At 58.9% G+C, this 19,086-nt stretch carries 18 protein-coding genes; 9 read left to right on the top strand and 9 right to left on the bottom strand.

The features are described from left to right. Positions 1 to 2 precede the first annotated feature (2 nt). The 6 genes from AC3ITY_RS17235 to AC3ITY_RS17210 all read right to left on the bottom strand — a co-directional run bounded on the left by AC3ITY_RS17235 (position 3) and on the right by AC3ITY_RS17210 (position 6,820). A complete protein-coding gene (locus AC3ITY_RS17235) occupies positions 3 to 461 on the bottom strand; it encodes a thioesterase family protein (protein ID WP_489303897.1) in 459 nt (152 codons plus the stop codon). Between the two features lie 31 nt (positions 462 to 492). Then, on the bottom strand, positions 493 to 2,391 hold the full coding sequence (locus tag AC3ITY_RS17230) for a TRAP transporter large permease (protein WP_489303894.1): 1,899 nt from the start codon (positions 2,389 to 2,391) through the stop codon (positions 493 to 495). 15 nt (positions 2,392 to 2,406) lie between these two features. Continuing rightward, entirely contained in the window at positions 2,407 to 3,450 is a 1,044-nt protein-coding gene (locus tag AC3ITY_RS17225; RefSeq protein ID WP_489303892.1) for a TRAP transporter substrate-binding protein, read from the bottom strand. 167 nt (positions 3,451 to 3,617) lie between these two features. Further along, the gene (locus tag AC3ITY_RS17220; RefSeq protein ID WP_489303890.1) at positions 3,618 to 4,826 is read right to left on the bottom strand and encodes a CaiB/BaiF CoA transferase family protein; all 1,209 of its coding nucleotides are present in this window, start codon (positions 4,824 to 4,826) and stop codon (positions 3,618 to 3,620) included. Position 4,827: 1 nt separating this feature from the next. Next, the gene (locus AC3ITY_RS17215; protein ID WP_489303888.1) at positions 4,828 to 5,607 is read right to left on the bottom strand and encodes an enoyl-CoA hydratase-related protein; all 780 of its coding nucleotides are present in this window, start codon (positions 5,605 to 5,607) and stop codon (positions 4,828 to 4,830) included. Positions 5,608 to 5,680: 73 nt separating this feature from the next. Continuing rightward, positions 5,681 to 6,820, bottom strand: a complete 1,140-nt coding sequence (locus AC3ITY_RS17210; protein WP_489303886.1) for an iron-containing alcohol dehydrogenase — start codon at positions 6,818 to 6,820, stop codon at positions 5,681 to 5,683. 175 nt (positions 6,821 to 6,995) lie between these two features. Between AC3ITY_RS17210 and AC3ITY_RS17205 the strand changes: the two genes are divergently transcribed. Both AC3ITY_RS17205 and AC3ITY_RS17200 read left to right on the top strand, forming a co-directional pair. Beyond that, a complete protein-coding gene (locus AC3ITY_RS17205; RefSeq protein WP_489303884.1) occupies positions 6,996 to 7,919 on the top strand; it encodes a LysR family transcriptional regulator in 924 nt (307 codons plus the stop codon). Positions 7,920 to 8,092: 173 nt separating this feature from the next. Continuing rightward, complete coding sequence (locus AC3ITY_RS17200) at positions 8,093 to 9,439, top strand: PQQ-dependent sugar dehydrogenase (protein WP_489303882.1); 1,347 nt, start codon at positions 8,093 to 8,095, stop codon at positions 9,437 to 9,439. Between the two features lie 113 nt (positions 9,440 to 9,552). Here the strand turns inward: AC3ITY_RS17200 and speB are convergent, their stop codons facing one another. Beyond that, positions 9,553 to 10,536 carry an agmatinase gene (gene speB / locus AC3ITY_RS17195; protein WP_489303880.1) on the bottom strand — a complete coding sequence of 328 codons (984 nt, stop codon included), beginning with the start codon at positions 10,534 to 10,536 and terminating at the stop codon, positions 9,553 to 9,555. A gap of 270 nt (positions 10,537 to 10,806) precedes the next feature. Between speB and AC3ITY_RS17190 the strand changes: the two genes are divergently transcribed. After that, positions 10,807 to 11,742 carry a LysR family transcriptional regulator gene (locus tag AC3ITY_RS17190; RefSeq protein WP_489310907.1) on the top strand — a complete coding sequence of 312 codons (936 nt, stop codon included), beginning with the start codon at positions 10,807 to 10,809 and terminating at the stop codon, positions 11,740 to 11,742. A gap of 21 nt (positions 11,743 to 11,763) precedes the next feature. On the opposite strand, the gene AC3ITY_RS17185 is transcribed toward AC3ITY_RS17190, so the two are convergent. Then, complete coding sequence (locus tag AC3ITY_RS17185; protein WP_489303878.1) at positions 11,764 to 12,645, bottom strand: LysR substrate-binding domain-containing protein; 882 nt, start codon at positions 12,643 to 12,645, stop codon at positions 11,764 to 11,766. Between the two features lie 134 nt (positions 12,646 to 12,779). Between AC3ITY_RS17185 and AC3ITY_RS17180 the strand changes: the two genes are divergently transcribed. Genes AC3ITY_RS17180 through AC3ITY_RS17165 form a run of 4 tightly spaced genes read left to right on the top strand, consistent with a single transcriptional unit; the run spans position 12,780 to position 15,843 of the window. Next, positions 12,780 to 13,601, top strand: a complete 822-nt coding sequence (locus AC3ITY_RS17180) for an ABC transporter substrate-binding protein (protein ID WP_489303876.1) — start codon at positions 12,780 to 12,782, stop codon at positions 13,599 to 13,601. Beyond that, complete coding sequence (locus tag AC3ITY_RS17175; protein WP_489303874.1) at positions 13,601 to 14,293, top strand: amino acid ABC transporter permease; 693 nt, start codon at positions 13,601 to 13,603, stop codon at positions 14,291 to 14,293. The genes AC3ITY_RS17180 and AC3ITY_RS17175 overlap by 1 nt, the downstream gene beginning before the upstream one ends. Before the next feature lie 45 nt (positions 14,294 to 14,338). After that, entirely contained in the window at positions 14,339 to 15,103 is a 765-nt protein-coding gene (locus tag AC3ITY_RS17170; RefSeq protein ID WP_489310905.1) for an amino acid ABC transporter ATP-binding protein, read from the top strand. A gap of 8 nt (positions 15,104 to 15,111) precedes the next feature. Continuing rightward, positions 15,112 to 15,843, top strand: coding sequence for an MBL fold metallo-hydrolase (locus tag AC3ITY_RS17165; RefSeq protein WP_489303872.1), 732 nt, complete (start codon positions 15,112 to 15,114; stop codon positions 15,841 to 15,843). A gap of 58 nt (positions 15,844 to 15,901) precedes the next feature. Here AC3ITY_RS17165 and AC3ITY_RS17160 read toward each other — a convergent pair whose 3' ends face one another. Next, positions 15,902 to 16,774: a LysR family transcriptional regulator gene (locus AC3ITY_RS17160; protein ID WP_223459959.1), complete on the bottom strand. Its 873-nt coding sequence runs from the start codon at positions 16,772 to 16,774 to the stop codon at positions 15,902 to 15,904. A 193-nt stretch (positions 16,775 to 16,967) separates the two neighbouring features. Between AC3ITY_RS17160 and AC3ITY_RS17155 the strand changes: the two genes are divergently transcribed. Beyond that, a complete protein-coding gene (locus tag AC3ITY_RS17155) occupies positions 16,968 to 18,191 on the top strand; it encodes a cyanate transporter (RefSeq protein WP_489303869.1) in 1,224 nt (407 codons plus the stop codon). 81 nt (positions 18,192 to 18,272) lie between these two features. Beyond that, complete coding sequence (locus AC3ITY_RS17150; RefSeq protein ID WP_489303867.1) at positions 18,273 to 19,043, top strand: ABC transporter substrate-binding protein; 771 nt, start codon at positions 18,273 to 18,275, stop codon at positions 19,041 to 19,043. Positions 19,044 to 19,086: the final 43 nt, after the last annotated feature.

Below are 19,086 nucleotides of genomic sequence, written 5' to 3'. Positions count from 1 at the left end.
GTTCAGCGCGCCGCAGTCAATTGGGAAGGGCTGAGCACGCCATCTTCGACGTCGCCCGCAGCCGCTGCTTCGGCTTTGGCCTGGACGCGGCTGCGCAGTTTGGCCACGTTCACCACTACGCGGGTGTGCGCCGCGGTAGCCACCAGTTCAACGTCATCGCGCACTTCGACGTTGAAGGTGACACTGCGACCTTCGATGCGCGTGACCGTGGCAACGATGCTCACCGACATTCCCAGCAGCGTGGCGCCGACGTGGCGTATATCGACCGCCGCCCCCACAGTGTTCTCGCCTTCATCGAGGAAGGTCAGCAGGTAATCGAGGCAGGTCTGCTCGATGTCATCGACCAGGCGCGGCGTGGCGTAGATGCGCAAGTCTTCGCCGAGAAACGAGATGGTGCGCTCCTTGTCGACGGTCAGTGGGCGTTCGGTGGCGGAGCCTGCATGCATTGTGGAGAAATTCATGGAAAACCTCTTGGTCAAGTCAAAGGGCAATTCAGGCAGTAGGCAGGAAGCCGATGGAAACCCACGGCACGGCGATCAGCACCGCCAGTGCCACCACCAGCGCGCCGAGGTACGGCCAGACCCGACGCATGGCACCGCTGGGGTCGACCTTGGCGATGGCGCACGCGGCGTAGAACCCCACGCCAAACGGCGGGGCGAACAAGCCCAGGCCCATGGCGAAGATCGCGACCATGGCGTAGTGCACGTCGTTGATGCCCATGGCTTTGGCGATCGGGAACAGCAGCGGTCCAAACAGGACGATGGCCGGGATGCCTTCCAAAAAGCTGCCGAGCAGGATGAACGCCACGGCGGAGATCATCAGAAAGCCCAGCGCGCCGCCCGGCACGGTCGACATCACTTGCGCCAGTTGGTGGGAGAAGCCTGACTGGGTCAGCGCCCATGCCATGGCGGTGGCGCTGCCGATGATGATCAGGATCGCACCGGACAACGACGCGGTGCTGACCAGGATCGGATACAAGCGGCGCCAATCGAAGCAGCGATAGCACAGCAGACCGACGATGAAGGTGTACGCCACGCCAATGGCGGCGACTTCGGTCGCGGTAGCGACGCCTTCAACCACGGCAGTGCGGATCACGAAGGGCAGGGCCAGGGCCGGCAACGCGACCAGCAGCGAGTGGCCGATTTCCTTGCCCGTGGCGCGTTTACCAGTAGAAGCGTCTTTCTTGCGGTTTTTCCACCAGACCACCGCCGCCATGGCAATTGCACCCACGACTGCCGGCATGAAGCCGCCGGTGAACAGTGCGGAAATCGACACACCGGTTACCGAACCGATGGTGATCAGCACCAGGCTTGGCGGAATGGTTTCCGACATCGCCCCGGAGGCGTTGAGCATCGCCACCAGCTCGTTTTCATCTTCGCCGCGTTTCTTCATTTCCGGAAACAGCGCCGGGGCGATGGCGGCCATGTCGGCAGCCTTGGACCCGGAAATACCGGAGATCAGGTAGATGGCACCTATCAGTACATACGACAGACCGCCGCGCACATGCCCGATCAACGAGCACAGGAAGCGAATCATCGCCCGCGCCATGCCCATGGCTTCGATCAGCGCGCCCAGGAACACGAACAGCGGGATGGCCAGCAGGATCAGGCTCGCCATGCCTTCGTCCATCCGCCCGACCACCAGGGTCAGCGGTGTGCTGGTCATGGTCGACAGGTACGCCACCGTTGCCAGGCCGAACGCGACCATGATCGGCACGCCGATGACGATCATCGTCATCACGCCGATCATGAAGAAGATCACCAGGTTCCAATTGCCCATCAGCAGCATCGTGCCTTGCGCCACCCACAACAGCGCGGCGAGAGAGGCGAGCATCGCCACTGACACCGAGAAATCGATCAGCCGGGCGCTGGTCAACAGCCGCGCGACACAGGTCATCAGCATCAGGCTCAGGCCAACCGCGATGGCTGACACGCGAAAGGCGTTGGGGATTTCCAGGGCCGCGGTGGTGATGATCCACTCGTCGCTGACGTACTCCCAGGCCGGAGTGAACAGCAGCCCGATGAACGTGATGACGATGACTGCGCCCAAGGTGTCGACGAATGCGCGTTTTTCTACCGGCAAACGCCCGATGAACGAGGTCAGGCGCATGTGCTCGCCGCGGCGCATCGCCACCACCGAACCGAGCATCGCCAGCCACAGGAACAGCAGCGACGCCAGTTCATCCCCCCAGACGATCGGCTGGTTGAGTACATAGCGCGAGAACACATTGCAGAACAACAACGTGACTTCGATTACCACCAGCAGCGCCGCGCTGCCTTCAGTCAGCCAGCGCAGACCAGTGTCCAGCGCGCGTCCCAGGCGAAACGTGGCGTGGTGTGGGCTGAGTCCTTCAGCAGGTGCGACATCCGTCATTGGAATTTGATTTTTCATGACTGTGTCTCCGGCTTAGGACAGTTGACCCGCGTACTGCTCGAGCAAGCTCCAGGCTTCAGGGCCGTACTTTTCCTTCCATTGGGTGTAGAAGCCTTTCGATTGCAGGTCAGCCCTGAACAGTGCACGGTCGACTTTGTTGAAGGTGATGCCGTGGGCAGTCAGGGATGGCTCCAGGCTGGAGTTGAGATCGATCACCTGTTGGCGCTGTACCAGAGCGGCGGCGTTGATCTGCCGGGAGACGATTTCCTGCACATCGGCAGGCAGTTTTGGAAAGGTCTTGCCCGACGCAACGATCCAGAAACCGCCCCAGATGTGGTCGGTCATCGAGCAGTATTTCTGCACTTCATAGAAACGCGCGGACTCAACCACCACCAGCGGGTTTTCCTGGCCATCGACGACCTTGGTCTGCAAGGCCGAGTAGGTTTCGTTGATGCTGATGCCAGTCGGCGAGGCGCCCAGGGCACTGAACATCGACGTCCACAGTGGGCTGACCAGGACGCGCAGCTTGAAGCCGGCGAGGTCTTGCGGGGTGTTGATCGGCCGCGTCGAACTGGTGATCTGGCGGAAGCCGTTGTTCCAGACTTTTTCCATCGGGATCAGGCCGACTTTCTCGGTCCTGGCGCGTACGTACTCGCCCAGTTTGCCGTCCAGCGCGGCCCATACACTGTCGTAGTCCTTGAAGGCGAACGGCATGCTTTCGATCGACATGGCCGGCACCAGCGTCGAAAGAATCGCGCCGGGCAACGGAATGAAATCGATCGCCCCGGCGCGCACCTGGGACAGCATGTCAGTGTCGCCACCCATGGCGCCGTTGGCGTAGACCTGCAAGTCCACGGCGCCATTGGTTTCGACCTTGATGGCTTGCGAGGCGGCTTTCATCTGTTTATTCAGCGGGTGGGTGTCGGGCAGGCTGCTGGTGTAGCGCAACACAATGGGTTTGGTCGCGGCGAAGGCGCCGGAAGGCAGCAGGTTGGCGGCAAAAGCACCACCCACGGTGACGCCGGCAGACACCAGGAAGGATCGGCGGCTAACGGACTCGGTCAAGATACGGCTCATGATGTTCACCTATTGTTTTTGTTGTAGTTGTTCTAAAAAAGCAGCGGATCCTTGTAGGAGCGAGCTTGCTCGCGATGGACTGGAGAGCGCCGCGTTTATTCAGGCAACACGCGTTATCGTTAACGTCCATCGCGAGCAAGCTCGCTCCTACAAAGTTGCGGTTCATCTCAGGACGCGAGTGCCACCACCGCCTGGGTTCGGATCAGCTCGTCGATTTCATCTTCCGCGTAACCGCTTTCCTTCAGCACTTCGCGGGTGTGTTCGCCAAGCAGTGGCGCAGGGCGGCTGGTCGGTGGCGCGGCGTTGTCCATGTCGGAGAAGTGAATCGGCAACCCCATGCCGCGCACCCGGCCTTGCGTGGGGTGTTCAGTCTCGACGACCATGCCGCGCGCCTTGGTTTGCGGGTGGGCCAGGGCGGCGGCGATGTCGAGGACAGGTCCGGCAGGCAGTCCGAGGCTGTCGAACAACACCATCCATTCATCGGTGGTGCGCGCCACCAGCACTTCGTTGAGAATTTCCACCAAAGCCAGGCGGTGCTCCATGCGCAACGCGTTACTGGCAAAACGCGGATCGGCCTTGAGCTGCGGAACGGCCAGCGCCTCGACCAGTCGCTCGTAGTTGGCCTGGTTGGCGGCGCCGATATTGATCCAGCCATCGGCGGTGCGGAACACCTGATATGGCGCACTGGTGGAGTTGGCTGAACCCATTTTCGGCAGGATGGTGCCATCGGCGAAATACGCCGCTGCCGGCCAGTACATCTGTTGCAGGCCGGCTTCGAACAGCGAGGTATCGACCATCTGCCCCAGGCCGGTTTTCTGTTTGGCGGCGTAGGCGGCGCAGATGCCGAGGGCGGCGAGGATGCCCGAGTTGATATCGGCTACTGGCGAACCGGCCTTGACCGGCTCGCGTCCGGCTTCACCGGTCATGCTCATCATGCCGCTCATGCCCTGGGCAATCAGATCGAATCCGCCTTTTTCGCCGAACGGTCCGCTGCGACCGTAGCCGGAGATCGCGCAATAGATCAGGCCCGGATTGAGGGTTTTCAGGGTTTCATAGCCCAGGCCGAATTTTTCCATGGTGCCGGCGCGGTAGTTTTCCGTGACCACGTCGGCGTCCATCAGCAGGCGCCGCAATACGTCACGGCCGCCGTCGGTTTTCAGGTTAAGGCCGATCCCGCGTTTGTTGCGGTTGACCACCATGAACGAGGCGGATTCACCGCTGGCCATGATCGGCGAGAAGCGGCGCGAGTCATCGCCATCCGGGACTTTCTCGACTTTCACCACGTCCGCGCCCATGTCGGCCAGCATCATGCCGCACACCGGTCCGGACATGATGTGAGCCAGTTCTACAACGCGCATGCCTGTCAGCGGTCCCATGTTATTTGCCCTCGAATTGTGGTTTGGCTTTCGCGATAAAAGCGTTCAGGCCGATCTGAAAGTCCTGGGTGTCGTAGCAGCAATAACTGCTGTCGATCTGCTCAACGGTGGGTGCGACGCCGGCTTCCAGTTGTCGTGCAGCCTGGCGGTGCCAGCGAGCGACAAGCGGCGCGCCGTTGGCGATGCGCTTAGCCGTGGCGAGGGTTTGCGACTCGACTTCGACGTCGGCCACGACACGGGTCACAAGGTTTTTCACGTAGGCGTCGTTGGCGTCGAGGATGCGGCCCTCCAGGAGAATTTCCAGGGTGGTCGAGCGCCCGGCCAGCGCCACCAGGCCGGCCATTTCGTCATAGGACATGACCAGCCCGAGCTTGCCGACCGGCGCGCCAAAGCGGCTGGAGGTGCCGCAGATGCGCAGGTCACAGAGCGCGGCGATTTCCAGGCCGCCGCCGACGCACACTCCGTGGATCATCGCGATCACCGGGTGCGGACAGTCGGCGACCGCACGCATCGCCGCCGAGGTGACTTCGGCATACACCCGGGCTTGTGCCTGGTTGGCACGCACGCTTGGAAACTCGCCGACATCGGCGCCGGCGGCAAAGGCCTGTTCGCCGGCGCCACGCAGTACCACACAACGCACGCTGAGGTCGGCGGACAGTTCGGTCATGACGTCACCCAGGTCCTGCCACATGGACAGGGTCAGGGCATTCATTTTCCCCGGGTGGCTGAGGGTGACGATGGCAATGGCGTCTTGCCGTTCGATAAGGACGGTGGGTTTCATGATTGTTCCGCTGGCGTCGGCCGGGCCGACGACGCGGATGCCTCCTGATTTATTGTTGTTGGATAGCGGCTGCTTACAGCGATTGTTCGAGCATCGACAGGTAGTCTGCAGAGGACGCTTCGCGGGGGTTGGTCTTGTGGCTGTGATCGTGCAGCGCGCCTTCGACGATGCCGGCAAACAGGCTCTCGTTCACTCCGATCTCGCTCAGTCGGGTCGGCAGGCCCAAGCGTCGGGTCATGTCTTCGATGGCCGCGCCGATACTGGCGTCTGCCTCAAGGCCCATGGCATGGCGCAATCGTTCGAGCTTGCGCTCGTCGCGCACGGTCGGGGCATCGGCGTTGAAGTGCACCACCGCCGGCAGGAAGATCGCGTTCAAGGTGCCATGGTGCAGCTTCGGATTGATCCCGCCCAGTGCGTGGGACAGGCTGTGCACACAGCCCAGGCCTTTTTGAAAGGCGAGGGCGCCCTGCATGGAGGCGCTCATCATGTTCATCCGCGCTTCGCGATCACCGGGCTCGGCAGTTGCGCGTTCGATGTGTTCCCAGGCACGCCACAGGCCGTCGAGGGCGATGCCGTCGGCGGCGGGGTTGAAGGCCGGCGCCATGAAGGTTTCGATGCAATGTGCGATGGCGTCCATGCCGGTGGCGGCGGTGAGCATGGCCGGCAGGCCCAGGGTCAATTCCGGATCGCAGATCGCCACGCGGGGCACGACATATGGCGATATGACACCGACTTTGCGACCATCGTCGAGAATCAGGATGGCGCCGCGACCCACTTCGCTGCCGGTGCCCGCGGTGGTCGGAATCGCGATCAATGGCGCTGTGGCCGGGGTGATGCGATCCAGTCCGCCTTCGATCACCGCAAAGCTTTGTAAAGGACCGTCGTGAGTGGCGCAGACCGCCACGCCCTTGGCCAGATCGATGGAGGAACCACCGCCGACGGCGATGATGCCGTTGCATTCACCGAGGTGGTATTGCGCCACGGCTTCACGCACGGCGTGTTCGTTCGGGTTGGGTGGGGTGGCGTCGAAAATCGTCGGGGCACGCTCAGCGCCGAGGGCTTTGATGACTTTGTCGACGATGCCGGCATTGCGCACGCCGAGGTCGGTAACGATCAGCGGCCGGGTGATGCCGGCGCGCTCGGCTTCGGCGGCCAGGTGTTGCAGGCTGTCGTAGCCGAACTGGATCTTGGTGACGTAATTGATCAGGGACATGATTCACCGCGAGTTATACAGGATTGTTATTGTTGCAACCGGTCTACGGCAGGAGGACTTTCGTTCTCAGGTCAAACCCATTGCATTGCCTGGTTGTGGGGTGGACTATAGGTCCGTCGTGGCGAGCCTCGATACTGACAACTTTCGATACCTCTATAACTTTTAGTTAGCCCTGATGACGCCCTCACTGAACTCGATCATGTCCCGCCTGCACATCAAGCAGCTGCGCCTGTTGATAGCCCTTGATGTGCACGGCTCCTTGCTGGGCGCGGCCAAACAGGTCGCGCTGACACAACCTGGTGCCAGCAAAGCGCTGCAAGAAATTGAAACCACCTTCGGCACTTCGCTATTCACTCGCACTAACCGCGGGCTTGAACCCACTGATGCCGGACGCTCTGTCATTCGGTACGCCCGGTTGATCCAGACCGACCTCGCGCACCTGCGCGAAGAGATCATCGGCATCATGAGCGGCGAGGGCGGGCGCGTGTCGGTCGGCACCATCATGGGCGCCGTGCCGCTATTGACCACGGCGATCAGCCGGGTGATTGCCGATCACCCGAAGCTGTCCATCGAGATCGTCGAAGACACCAGCGCCGCGCTGCTCAGCCAGCTTGACGCGGGGCGCCTGGATCTGGCGATCTGTCGTACTACCATCAGCACCACTCCCTATCTGTATGAGAGCTCGATGCTCGTCGAGGAAACCCTGGCGGTGATCGCCAGCACCCAGCATCCGTTTGCCTATGCCCGGCAGCTGTCGCTCAAGGACCTGGTGGATTACCGCTGGGTGGTCTATCGCGCCAACATGCCGATGCGCTTGCTGCTGGAACGAGAGTTTCACGAGGCCGACCTGCGTTTTCCGGTGCACCTGCTGGAGACGACATCGGCGTTCGCCACCTTGTCGCTGCTTCAGGAAAACCCGACCCTCGTCGCGCTGGTCTCGACCGACGTGGCGAAGTTCTGCTCCGGCTACGGCTTTACCACCACGCTGCCGCTGCCTATCACCTCGCGCAGCGAACCGTATGAGTTGGTTTCGCGCAAAAACGTGCCGGACTCACCCGCCGCCAGACTGCTGCGTGAGGCGTTGTTGAACCCGGTGTGAACCCAAGGCCAGGTTTGGGATATTGACTGGCTTTGGAATCGCGCATTCGTGCAATTCAGGCAAATATGATTTGCGCCAGACGCGGTGTTTGTAGCGGATGAGCGTCGCGATACTTCGCCGGGATTTGCCTGTCCCATAATTGGCCCATGGATGGCCATTGCGAGGTTAGAACAATGAATGTGCCCAACCGGTTTGCGCTCTTGATCACGACTGCAACGCTACTCAGCGCCTGTGGGGAGTCTTCCAAGTTGCCGTCTCAGGCCAGCGTCGGCCCGGCCCCGCAGTTGCCGGAACCCACCACCTCGCTGATCCCCACATTAAAGGTCTCCAAGGCCATCGGCTGGAAGGGCAATGCCATGCCCACCGCTCCTGCCGGTTTCAAGGTAACCGCGCTGGCCGAGAATCTCGATCACCCGCGCTGGTTGTACACGTTGCCCAATGGCGATGTGCTGGTCGCCGAGAGCAACCACCCGCCGATGCCGGAAGGCGCCACGGATGGCGGCACCGGACCGATCGCCTGGGCAAAACGCACCGTCATGGGGTTTGTGATGGAGCGGGTGGGGGCGGATGCGCCGAGCGCCAATCGGATTACCTTGTTGCGCGATGCCGACGGTGATGGCCGCGCCGAAGTGCACAAGGTGTTCATGACCGGACTGACGTCGCCTTTTGGCATGGCCTTGGTGGGCAATGAGTTGTTTATTGCCAATGCCGACGCCCTGGTCAAGGTGCCTTACAGCACGGGTCAAGCCGAGGTGAATGCAACGCCGGTGAAAGTCACCGAACTGCCCTCAGGCATTAATCACCACTGGACAAAGAATGTGCTCGCCAACCCCGAGGGAACGAAGCTTTACGTCACAGTGGGTTCCAACAGCAATGTCGGTGAAAACGGCCTTGATGCGGAAGAAGGTCGCGCAGCGATCTGGGAAGTCGACGTAAAAAGCGGAAGTAAACGTCTATTTGCCAGCGGTTTGCGCAACCCGAATGGGCTAGCCTGGGAGCCCGGTACAACCCAGCTATGGACCGTGGTCAATGAGCGCGACGAAATCGGCAGCGACCTTGTGCCTGATTACCTGACTTCAGTAAAGGACGGGGCGTTTTACGGCTGGCCGTGGAGCTACTATGGCTCCCACATCGACACCCGGGTGGCACCGCCGCGCCCGGATAAAGTAGCCGAGGCCATCGCACCGGACTACGCGTTGGGAACTCACGTTGCCCCCTTGGGCCTGACGTTCTCTGATTCGCGCGGTATGCCAGCCAGCTTTGCCCATGGCGTTTTCGTCGGTGAGCATGGCTCATGGAACCGTAACCCGCAGGCCGGTTACAAGGTGGTGTTCATTCCGTTCAGGGACGGAAAACCTTCGGGGATGCCGGTGGATTTCCTGACCGATTTCCTCAACACTGATGGCGAAGCACAAGGGCGTCCAGTGGGTGTAGTGCTTGATCAGGGTGGCGCGTTGTTGGTGGCCGATGACGTCGGGAACAAGGTCTGGCGCATCGCAGCCGAGAAACCTGGGCAATGAAGAAGCGGCTTTAATAACAGGCGTGTTGCTTGGACAATCCCAGGATGGCTCCATCAAGTAGCAAAAGTCGACCACGTCAGTTGTCAACTGAGCAGAGGTTTATAAAGTAAGCGTTAATCACTTTTCAGGGCGTTCACCCGCGATTCGGCGAGCACACAGAGCATCTCAAACATCAACGTTGCTGCATTCAACGCGGTAAATCCAGTTGGATCCAGGTCTGGTGCAACCTCGACTACGTCGCCACCGACAAGATTCAAACCCCTTAACCCCTTGATCAATCGCAGTGCCTCACGCATTGAAATACCGCCCGCTTCGGGAGTGCCGGTTCCTGGCGCAAAGGCAGGATCCAGGCCATCGACGTCGAAAGAAATATAGGTTTTGCCATTGCCGACTATGCGTTTGATTTCCTCCAGAACTCCACTGACGCCTAAATCATCGAACTCATCAATGAAAATGACGCGCATGCCGCATTCCAGGCTGTAGTTTGCTGTGCCGGAGTGTTCGGAGCCTCTAATACCGATCTGAATTGTGCGCTTCGGATCTAGCAGACCATCCTCTACCGCTCTTCTGAAGGGGGCGCCATGGAAAAACTTCGAGCCATACAGACTGTCCATGGTGTCGGTATGGGCATCAATATGAATCATGCCAATGGGGCCATCTTTTGCGATCGCCTTGAAAATAGGGTACGTGATGGAGTGATCACCCCCTACGGTCAACGGCATGATGTTGCGTTTCACAATCTCATGATAAAACTGCTCAATGTAAGTATGCGCTGTATCGAGCGAATACATTCGCTCGATAAAAACATCGCCCAGATCCTTGACCCGGCACAACTCGAATGGGGCAATACCGGTCGTATGGTTTTTTGTTCTCATCAAACACGATTGTTGGCGCACACCTCGCGGCCCCAAGCGAGCGCCCGGTTTGAATGAAGTACCGCCATCAAAGGGCACGCCGATCATGCCAATGTCGACGTCGTCCAGACTGGAAGCCAGTGGGGCGCGCATAAATGTCGCAATCTCGGAAAAGCGCGGACGCTTTTGCGGATCATAGTCTGTGCCATCGGCAAAATTTTCGCGGCGAGTGTCATCAAACATACGATCTCCAATCACAGTTAGATCTCAATAACAGGCCGATTCGCACGGAATTGTACGAGCGGACAGTGGCGGCGCGCCCTATGGCACGGTTGTGCGTCACGATTGAATGGATTCTCGCTTGACCAGCACTGGAGCACCATTTCAGGGAAGAAAAAACTTTGTTCAGGAAATGATAAACATAATTTTATGGATGATCGCGCCACCTTGCGTGAAGATGGACATAACCCGGCAGAACCGGTATCAATCACTAAAGTTTCCGGTGATTCGACGATGAAAGAACCTCTCTACAAGCTGCGATTACTGCGTATTTTTGTATGCGTTGCACAAAACAAGGGCTTCTCGGCTGCTCAGCAAGCGCTGAAGATGTCAACTTCGGCGATCAGCACTTACATGAGTCAGCTTGAAAGCCAACTGGGCATGCCGTTATGCAATCGCGGTCGCTCGGGCTTCAGCCTTACCAGTAAGGGGCAGTTGATCTATGAGGAAGCAGTGGAACTTTTTTCACGGATTGACAACTTCGAGCACTATGTTCTTGAACTGAAAGGCGATCTGCGCGGTACATTGTCGCTCGGTATTCTTGACTCGATGCTCAGCGATCAAAAAATCAACATCGTTGAAATAATCGGCGAGTTCACTCAGCAGAATCCACTTGTACATATCAACTTAAAGATACTCAGCCCCTTTGAATTACAGCGCGAAGTTATCGAGGGCAAACTTGATTTGGCCATAGGCTCTTTGCCGACAAAAATGAGTGGGCTCAAATATGTTCATCTCTACATAGAGCAACATTGGCTCTACTGTAGCGATCGTCATCCCTTATTCAGCAATTCAGAATTGACAGTTTCGACGATAACCCACCAGAGGCTGGTTGACCGAGGCTACTGGTCTAACACTGAAGCGCTGCGTCATGGCTTTACGGATAGGTCCGCAACCGTTGACAGCATGGAAGCGGAGCTGATTCTGGTATTGTCCGGGAGTTACATTGGCTATATTCCAGATCATCTGGCGCAACGATGGGTCGATGAAAAACGCTTGAGAGTTCTTTTGCCTGATATTTTTGGTTATCAGGCAGAATTTTCGCTTATCGTTAAAAATGGACGAGCCCGAGAACCCTTGATCCAGGCATTGAGAAAATGCATAAGCGAGAATTTCAAATCGCTCCAGGGTGTTGACGACCGCCTTGTAACAGATCTCCGTGATCATTGATGTCTCAGTTACAACGGGTCATCACGATTGCGCAATCAACCACTCGATGAAACTGTTAACGTCATCACGGTCGCGATTACCTTCGCTACAAACACAGTAATAGTTCTGCAATGCAGGCACAGTCAGGGCCAGGGGTTGTACCAAACGTCCATCGTCAAGGTCGCGGGCGGACACTACCTCGTCGCTGAGTGCCACGCCATAACCGTCACGGGCTGCTTGCAGAACCATGCCGAAGTCATCGAAGTAAATATCCGAATCCCCCGATTGCACGCTGCGTGCCTCCGACAGCCAGCGCCGCCATTGCGCGCCATCGTCTTCATGTAGCAAGCGATAATGGGCCAGGTCGGCAACACTGCGAATGGCCTTTGGCCCACGCAATAGCTGAGGGCTGCACACCGGCGTCATGCGGATCCCGTGCAGCATTCGCCACCAGAAGCCAGGCCAGGGTGGAACGCCATAAACCACGGCCAGATCGGCTCGTCGCCAGTCGACTTTGTTGAAGTGGCTCGCACTGATGACGTTCAATTTGATGTGCGGATTCTCATCCATGAAAGCGAAGAGCCGGGTGGCGAGCCATGTCACACCGTGCACGCTCGGAATAGAAAGGGTCAGTTCGATTTTCTGCCGTTCACCCTGATGTGCACTGGATAACTGCCGCACCCCATCTTCTATTTCACCGATCGCGCTGGCAACTCGTTGTTGGAGCAAGCGGCCGTTGTCGGTCAAGACTAATCGTCGACCGCGTTTTTCGAACAACTCTTTACCAAGTCCGCTTTGCAGAACCCTTAATTGCTGGCTGATAGCGCCAGTGGTGACGTGAAGTTCAACCGCTGCGGCAGCAATGTTGCCCAGTCTCGCAACACATTCGAAAACCCGAAAACTATGCAGAGGAGGAAGTGCCATCGTCACGCCTATATTTTAGTAATACTAAAGAATAATCCTGTAAAAAGTTTAGCTTGTTTGCTGTCTTTGTCGCCAGCACCATTGCCCTGCGCTATCGAGTACATCCTCCAAACCACAAAAAAAAGAGAAATGTCATGAAGCATGCAGCAGCAGTTTTTCTGAGTGTGAGTCTGATCAGCAGCTTGGCCACCGCGGCTGATACGAGCAGCACGAAGCCTTCGTTCATCCAGGGCGACACGCTAAAGGTTTGTACTGCCGGCGAATTTCCACCGATGGAGTTCTACGCCAAGCCCGGTGACACGCAGATGGTTGGTTTCGAGGTGGATGTGATGACTGCGCTCGCCAAGCACTGGGGGGTGAACCTCCAGTTGGTCGTGGGCGATTTCAAAGGTCTGCTGCCATCACTCGACTCAGAGCGCTGTGATGTGGTTGCCAGCGGCATGACCATTACCACCGAACGTCTGAAGCGCTACGACGGCGTTGGCTACTTCAAGTCCGCCAAGGTCATGGTCACGTCGATGCGAGATGAGCAAACCCGGACGCCGGAAGATCTGAGCGGCAAGGTTATCGCAATCGAAGCCGGCACCACCTATGAGGCTACGGTGAGCGCACTCAACAAGCAGTTGGTAGAGAGTGGTCGTAAGCCCATCAGCGTGCAGACGTACCCCTCGGCCTCTGCGGTCATTCAGCAGGTGCTGGTAGGGCGAGCAACAGCGACCATCACCCAGGACACAACCGCTGCCTATCGCAGCAGCCAGGTACCCGGCCAACTGCAGATTACCTATACCTACCCCGACTCAGACCTTTTTGGGCTTTACCTGCGCAAGAACGCTGCTGATCTACAGCAACTCAACAGAGCACTGGGTGCTTTGCAGCAAAGTGGTGAACTCAAAGCGCTGCTCGCCAAATGGAATCTGCCGAGCCTGTCGACAGACGTCCAACTGGCCCAGCAATAATGGTGAGCGTCATGGTGTTTGATTCCTCGTTGTTCCTGGATGCGGTTTTTGGCTGGCCTCTGGCCAAAGGGGCGATGCTGACCTTGGTGTTGTCGGTTGGTGTGATGGCGCTGTCGATGGGCATATCGCTGTTCACAGGCTCGTTAGCGACCTCGTCACGGCTTGGTATCCGCTGGTCGATGGCCAGTTATGTCTGGCTGTTTCGCGGTGCTCCGGCATTGCTGGTTCTACTGTTTATCTGGAATGGGCTACCCCAACTGTTCCCCAGTTTTCGAGGCGGCTGGTTCACACCTTTCCTTGCTGCATTCGTGGCCCTGACACTGATCCAGATAGCCTATCTGACCGAGATCTTTCGCAGCGCTTTCGCCGCCGTAGGTAGCGGCCAGCGAGAGGGGGCCGCGGCGTTGGGTCTACATCGCTGGCAAGTCTTCATGCTGGTGGTTTTGCCACAAGCCCTTCGCGTCGCATTACCCGCCTTGGTCAACGAGTTCATCTCACTGCTCAAGGCCACTTCCCTGGCGACCATCATCTCCCTCAATGAATTGATGACCACCACCCAGTTTGCGATCGCCACCAGCTTCCAGTTCCTGGAGTGGTACAGCGCGGCGCTGGTCTATTACATGGTTCTGGTATCGGTATTGACGGGCCTGCAGATGCGAGTCGAGCGCGCTCTTTCCAGTGGTTACCGCTAAGGGCGGTTTGGGCAAAAAACAGGAGACACAATCGTGAAACTGTCCATTGAGACGCCAGTTGAACTGGCTGAGGCTCGGCCTACGGCTGTGCAAATCCGCGGTCTTGGCAAATGGTACGGTGCCTTTCAGGTACTCAGAAACATTGATCTGGATGTCCATCAGGGCGAGCGCGTAGTGATATGCGGGCCGTCGGGCTCCGGCAAGTCGAGCCTGATTCGCTGCATCAATCGGCTGGAGGAGCACCAGGAAGGACGCATCGTGGTCGACGGCGTGGAGCTTACTGGCCAGCTCAAGCGCATCGATCGGGTGCGAAGTGAGGTGGGCATGGTGTTCCAGCACTTCAATCTGTTTCCCCACCTCACCATCCTCGAGAACTGCACCCTGGCTCCACGTTGGGTACGCAAGATGCCCCGTCGGGAAGCCGAGGAACTGGCCATGCATTATCTGGAGCGGGTGCGTATCCCGGACAAGGCCCACTGTTACCCCGCAAAACTGTCGGGTGGCCAGCAGCAGCGCGTCGCTATTGCACGAGCCTTGTGCATGAACCCGCGGGTCATGCTGTTCGACGAACCTACCTCGGCCCTGGACCCGGAAATGATCAAAGAGGTGCTCGACACCATGGTTCAGCTGGCTGAAGAGGGCATGACCATGGTTTGCGTGACCCACGAGATGGGATTCGCTCGCAAGGTGGCCGACAAGGTCATCTTCATGGACGCAGGACAGATCGTCGAATGTGGCTCGCCGGAGCAAATCTTTACCCAGCCGAGCCATGAGCGCACCCAGCGTTTTCTTGGCCAACTACTGCATTGAGGTGTCGCATGGGGGATGACTGGTACGAAAAACAGGACATGGGCAATGGCGTCACCCGCTTGCGCGAACCTCATGTGCATCGCTACTTTGCGGCCAACCTTTTTCACGTGCGAGGACGCGATGCCGACCTGGTGATTGACTTCGGCATGGGGTTGGCGCCGCTGCGACCTGCGCTGGACCTGGAGCTGGACAAGTCGCTCATTGCGGTGGCGACCCATATCCATGCCGACCATGTCGGCGGCTTCCATGAGTTCGAAAATCGCCTTGGGCATGCAGCCGAGGCAGCGGCTTTCGGCCGGATGGCTGATCAAGACACCCTGGCGAATGTATTTCGCGGTTTGCCTGGCGCGGTAACACAAGCGCCGTGCTTGCACTGGTCCCCTGAACACCACCACATAGCACCGGCCCCGTTGACCCAGACTGTAGACGAGGGGGACATCATCGACCTGGGAGACAAGCGGCTGCGGGTGCTTCATTTACCCGGTCACTCCCATGGTTCCATCGGTCTGCTCGACGAAATGGCCGGTCTGCTGTTCAGTGGCGATGTCATCTATGTCGGTGGATTGGTCGATGATCTACCTTGCTCGAATCAGGCTCTTTATCGTCAGACCATGCAACGTTTGATCGATCTGGACGTGAGCTGCGTTTACGGCGGGCATGGAACGACCATGCCCGCAGAGCAAATGAAAGCCATTGCCAGGCAGTACCTGCACGGTACATCGGCCAAGGCGGTGATCTGAGCGGTCTGGTTATCGAGAGCGCTACAGACGCCGCACCCCAATGTGTTTTTTGGGCACGTCAGCCAACGTGGCCAGTCACCTGGGCGCATAGCCTTGTCAGCTGTTCGGCCAGATCGATCACGCGCCGTGGTGCGTCGGGGCGCAGGTGTAGCGCGATTTCCAGTGCCGCCAGTTCGGGGAAGGACTCGGCTACGCCCAACCGTCGGTGGCCGGGCAGGGCAAGTCGCGAGGGGAGCACGCTGACGCCGAGACCATCGGCGACCGCTGAGCGCACGCTCGCCAGGCTTGCGCTGCTGTAGCCGATGCTCCAGCGTCGGCCCGCGCTCTCGAGCGCGTGGATCATCTCATCGCGATACAAGCCGCCAACCGGAAACACCACCAGTGGCAGCGGGTCGCGCTCGTACGTCGGCTCACTGAGGCTGTCGAACCAGGCGAGCGGTTCGGGCCAGGCGGCGTGCCCCACAACCTGTCCCGGGCGCTGTTTGACCAGCACCAGGTCGTAGTCGCCTGCACAAAACTGTTGCCATAACGTGTTGCTGAGCCCACTGCTGATCTCAAGCCTTATCGACGGGTGCGCGCGTGCGAAGGCGCCAAGCGTCGGCGTCAGCAAGTCTGACGCAAAGTCTTCTGGCACACCGATGTGCACTTCGCCCTGTGCGTGGCCTTTGCGTAACTCTTCCACCACTTCTTCCATCAGCCCCAGGATCCGGCGCGCATAGCCGAGCAAGCGCTCGCCGTTCTCGGTGGTGACGACGTAGCGCCCGCTGCGATTGAGCAGTTCGCAGCCGAGTTGCTCCTCAAGGCGCTTCAACTGTTGGCTGATGGTCGACTGGCTCAGGTGCACGCGCTCACCGGCGCGGGTGAAGCTGCCGCTCTCTACCACCGCGACGAAACTCTTGAGCAGCAACGGATCGATCAGTGTCGAAGTCATTACGTTTCCCACTAGTTGTCATTCGAACATTTCATTTCCGAATAATAGCACCGGCTCTTAATCTTGCGGAACGGCGGCTGATACGGCCCGTTGACCAGAATTCGCAAGGTAAATGTGATGGCAAGTGAAATGACGCTGATGCAGACGATGCTGCCGAGCCCACACCCGCAGCGGCGGGAAAGAAGTGCGCGCCATGACTGACCGCACAGCGGCTTGCATCGCTACGGGCGTGTCGCGCGCGGGTGAGGTCTCACTGGCCGCACTGGTGCTCCTGGTACTACTGGGCTTGAATTTGCGGCCATTCCTGACTTCGGTCGGGCCGGTACTCGATCTGGTGCGCGCCGACATTGGCCTCGATTTTCGTGCTGCCGCGATGCTGACCACCTTGCCTTTCGTGCTGATGGGCCTGATTGCCTTCATTGGCATCGGTGTCGCACGTCGCTTCGGCGAGCGGCGGGCGCTGGCCGGCGCATTGTTGCTCTTGATGCTCGGGTGCGCGTCACGCGCCGTGGTCAAGGACGGAGCGCAGTTGATCATTGGCGCCGGTATCGCCGGCACCGGCGTGGCGGTGATCCAGGCCTTGATACCGGGTGTCGCCAAACGTTGGTTTCCTGAACGGATAGCGATGGTGATGGGGCTCTACTCGGCGGCATTGGTCGGCGGCGGGGCGCTTGGCTCGCTGGCAAGCACGTGGCTGAATGCATATGGCGGCTGGAGGTTGGGGCTTTCCATCTGGGCGTTGCCAGCGCTTGCTGTGTTCCTGCTTTGGCTGGTGTGGGCGCCAGGCACTGCGCCGATAGCCGCTGGCGGACCTGCACCGGTCAAAACCTGCAGCTTCTTCAAGAATCGGCGTGCGTGGCAGTTGGCTGCCTACTTTGGACTCACCAACAGCGGCTACTCAAGTCTGGTGGCCTGGCTGCCTTCCTTCTACCAACAGCAGAACATGGGCCTGCAGGCCTCGGGCAACTTGCTTGCGTGGTTGGCGATATTCCAGGCGACCGCAGCGTTCGCGATGCCGATGCTTGCCCGCCGCAGCACTGACCGGCGTGGTGCGTTATGGCTGACGATCGCGTTGCAGGCCGCGGGTTTCGCCGGCTTCGCGGTGGCGCCCAACGCCGCGCCCTGGTTGTGGGTCGCACTGGTCGGTTTCGGCCTCGGCGGGTTCTTCTCGCTCAGCCTGATTGTCAGCCTCGACCATTTGTCCGGCGCGCAAGCGGCCGGCACCTTGGCGGCTTTTGTTCAAGGTATCGGTTTCTTGCTCGCATCGAGCGCACCCTGGCTGATCGGCTGGCTGCGCGACGCCGGCGGAAGTTTCATCACCGGCTGGTGGATGCACCTAGGGGTACTCGCAGCGATGGCGGTGCTGACGCTCAAGTTCTCCCCGGCGAGTTACCGACACAGCATGCAAGCGTTGTGACCGAGGTTAAACAAAACAAAAACCCTAAACAGAACTGGCCACTTTTAAACCCCCAGTACCACTGTGCCTACGGAGATTGATATGAAGAAGCTTGCTGTTTCAGTTGTTCTGGCCTTGGCTGCCAGCGGTGTCCATGCGAAAGACTTGCAAGTCATTCGCTTTGGCGTTGACCCTACTTACGCCCCGTTCGAGTCGAAGGCGCCCGATGGCACGCTTGTGGGTTTCGATATCGATCTTGGCAATGCGATCTGCGAAAAGCTGAAGGTCAAATGTGTATGGGTCGAGAACTCTTTCGACGGCATCATCCCGGCGCTGAAAGCCAAGAAGTTCGACGGCATTCTTTCGTCCATGAGTGTGACTGAGAAACGTCAGGCGCAGATCGCCTTCTCCGACAAGATCAGTAATGTCCTGCCGCGTCTCCTTGCGAAAAAAGGCTCGGATCTCCTGCCAATGCCCGAATCCCTTCAAGGCAAGCGGGTAGGGATCGAGCAGGGCTCGACGTCGGAAACCTATGCCCGGGCTTATTGGGCGCCCAAGGGCGTCACCATCATGACCTACCAGAACCAGGACATGGTTTACCAGGACTTGATGGCCGGCCGCCTGGATGCAGCGCTGCAATCTTCCGTCCAGGCCGACCTGGGCTTTCTGAAAACCGAGAACGGACGTGATTTCGCCTTTGCCGGCCCGGAGTTGCGCGACCCGAAAACCCTCGGCGTGGGTGCGGGGATCGGTTTGCGCAAGGATGACAATGAACTTCGCGAGCAGATCAACGGGGCGCTGGCCGAGATTATCAAGGATGGCACTTACCAGACGATCTCCAACAAGTACTTTTCCTTTGATGTGTACAACTGATTGATCTTGATGCGCCAGCAGCGGGCCAGTCCCTGTGTTAGTG

Source organism: Pseudomonas sp. GL_091 (genome assembly GCF_057837725.1).
The sequence above is the reverse complement of the archived record's forward strand: the minus strand, read 5'-3'. Positions and strand labels throughout refer to the sequence as shown.

Coding starts and splice junctions, on each gene's coding strand:
- AC3ITY_RS17200 (WP_489303882.1), top strand. CDS start 8,093: ATGAATGTGCCCAACCGGTTTGCGCTCTTGATCACGACTGCAACGCTA.
- AC3ITY_RS17230 (WP_489303894.1), bottom strand. CDS start 2,391: ATGAAAAATCAAATTCCAATGACGGATGTCGCACCTGCTGAAGGACTC.
- AC3ITY_RS17185 (WP_489303878.1), bottom strand. CDS start 12,645: ATGGCACTTCCTCCTCTGCATAGTTTTCGGGTTTTCGAATGTGTTGCG.
- AC3ITY_RS17210 (WP_489303886.1), bottom strand. CDS start 6,820: ATGTCCCTGATCAATTACGTCACCAAGATCCAGTTCGGCTACGACAGC.
- AC3ITY_RS17205 (WP_489303884.1), top strand. CDS start 6,996: ATGACGCCCTCACTGAACTCGATCATGTCCCGCCTGCACATCAAGCAG.
- AC3ITY_RS17180 (WP_489303876.1), top strand. CDS start 12,780: ATGAAGCATGCAGCAGCAGTTTTTCTGAGTGTGAGTCTGATCAGCAGC.
- AC3ITY_RS17190 (WP_489310907.1), top strand. CDS start 10,807: ATGAAAGAACCTCTCTACAAGCTGCGATTACTGCGTATTTTTGTATGC.
- AC3ITY_RS17160 (WP_223459959.1), bottom strand. CDS start 16,774: ATGACTTCGACACTGATCGATCCGTTGCTGCTCAAGAGTTTCGTCGCG.
- AC3ITY_RS17235 (WP_489303897.1), bottom strand. CDS start 461: ATGAATTTCTCCACAATGCATGCAGGCTCCGCCACCGAACGCCCACTG.
- AC3ITY_RS17175 (WP_489303874.1), top strand. CDS start 13,601: ATGGTGAGCGTCATGGTGTTTGATTCCTCGTTGTTCCTGGATGCGGTT.
- AC3ITY_RS17165 (WP_489303872.1), top strand. CDS start 15,112: ATGGGGGATGACTGGTACGAAAAACAGGACATGGGCAATGGCGTCACC.
- AC3ITY_RS17155 (WP_489303869.1), top strand. CDS start 16,968: ATGACTGACCGCACAGCGGCTTGCATCGCTACGGGCGTGTCGCGCGCG.
- AC3ITY_RS17220 (WP_489303890.1), bottom strand. CDS start 4,826: ATGGGACCGCTGACAGGCATGCGCGTTGTAGAACTGGCTCACATCATG.
- AC3ITY_RS17225 (WP_489303892.1), bottom strand. CDS start 3,450: ATGAGCCGTATCTTGACCGAGTCCGTTAGCCGCCGATCCTTCCTGGTG.
- AC3ITY_RS17150 (WP_489303867.1), top strand. CDS start 18,273: ATGAAGAAGCTTGCTGTTTCAGTTGTTCTGGCCTTGGCTGCCAGCGGT.
- AC3ITY_RS17215 (WP_489303888.1), bottom strand. CDS start 5,607: ATGAAACCCACCGTCCTTATCGAACGGCAAGACGCCATTGCCATCGTC.
- speB (WP_489303880.1), bottom strand. CDS start 10,536: ATGTTTGATGACACTCGCCGCGAAAATTTTGCCGATGGCACAGACTAT.